Source organism: Wenzhouxiangella sp. XN24 (genome assembly GCF_011064545.1).
Lineage (GTDB): Bacteria > Pseudomonadota > Gammaproteobacteria > Steroidobacterales > XN24 > XN24.
On the sequence record NZ_JAAMFG010000016.1, the window covers coordinates 1 to 1337 of the forward strand.

2 pseudogenes are annotated in these 1337 nt (G+C 64.6%); both read right to left on the minus strand.

Going from position 1 to position 1337, the window contains the following annotated elements:
- Nucleotides 1-896, minus strand: a pseudogene (locus G6032_RS00200) (methyl-accepting chemotaxis protein); the annotation flags it as partial.
- A gap of 219 nt (nt 897-1115) precedes the next feature.
- A pseudogene (locus G6032_RS00205) lies at nt 1116-1337 on the minus strand (chemotaxis protein); the annotation flags it as partial.

Genomic DNA, 1337 nt, shown 5'->3' on the forward strand with positions numbered 1-1337 from the left:
ATGTCGCCCTTGTCGTGCTCGGACGACATGTGACGCATCTGGCCGATGATGCCGCGCAGGCTCTGCTGGGCCTCGCGCATGGCCGCCAGCATGCTCTCGCTGTCGCCTTCCCTCGTGCTGACTTCCTCGTCCAGCTCGCCGTGGGCGATGCGTTGCGCCACCGCCAGGGCGTAGGTGGGCTCGCCCCCGAGTTGCCTTAACAGGGCGCGCAACATGAACAGCGAGACCGCTATACAGGCCGCAATGGCCAGCAGGATGCATATGAAAGCGGTTCGGTAGGCGCCGGAGAGCCCTTCCACGGCCTCCTGGTTGACCCGTGCAGAGGTGTTTTCGAGATAGTCGATCTGTGCCAGCAGGATAGCCTTCATCTCGCGCCAGGCGGGTGTTTCCTGCTTCACGAGGACGTCGAAACCGCCTTCAGTGTCACCGCGTTTCACACGTTCCAGGATTTCTGCGCGCATCGGCGCCCAACGGGCGTTGATATCCTTTATCTCGGCAGCAACAGCGGCCCCGCCGTCCAGCAAGGCAGCGCCATCCTCCACGCTCTGGGCCAGCGCGTTGAACTCTACCTGGGCCTTGTCGAAATTGGTCCACGCGCGGGGATTATCCGGGTCAATCAGGATGTTGCGTAACGCCTGGCCCATCTGCAGGCCTTGTGCGTAGGCCTTCGTCACCTGCCGCTCGAGCGCAAGTTCCTGGTCGATGAAGTGCAGCAGGCGCTGCTCGCTGCTCTGCAGCTGCCAGAGAGATACGGTGATCGCGCTGATGAACAGTCCGCAGGTTACCGTGATCAGCAACATGAACTGCACGCGAAGCGAAGAAAGCCTGAATTGCATGGTCTTGCCCTCGGGTTCATTGGGAGCCCGCGGCACGCGTTGCATTACCGGGCTCGTCATCCTTGAGTCTCGTCGGCTGTCGACATGCCTTGGCAGCGTCGGAGACACGGGCACGGCAAGCGGACAAGAATGGAATCGGCCGGTTTCCAGGTTCCTTTAGACTTAGTAGATATACGGAAATCCAGGCGAAAAAATGGCCGGGTTGCATTGCTGCAACCCGGCCGACCTGCCACGGGGGGGAGGCAGGAGCCCCGGCCGCGAGGCCGGGGCCTGGGGGCTCTAGAACTCCGACCACTCCTCGCCGACGTCAGCGACGGCGGCGGGCTTGGGCGCCTTGCGGGCCGGGGCCCTGGCTGCGCTGCCGTTGCTCCCGGCTGCGCCGTTGGCCTTGGCGGCGGTCGCCTTGGGCGCGGGCGCCCTGGCCGGTGCGCTGCGCGGTGCGGCGATGCCGGAGAGCTTGGCCTCGTCGATGCGGAACACGGAGACGGCCTGGGCGAGACC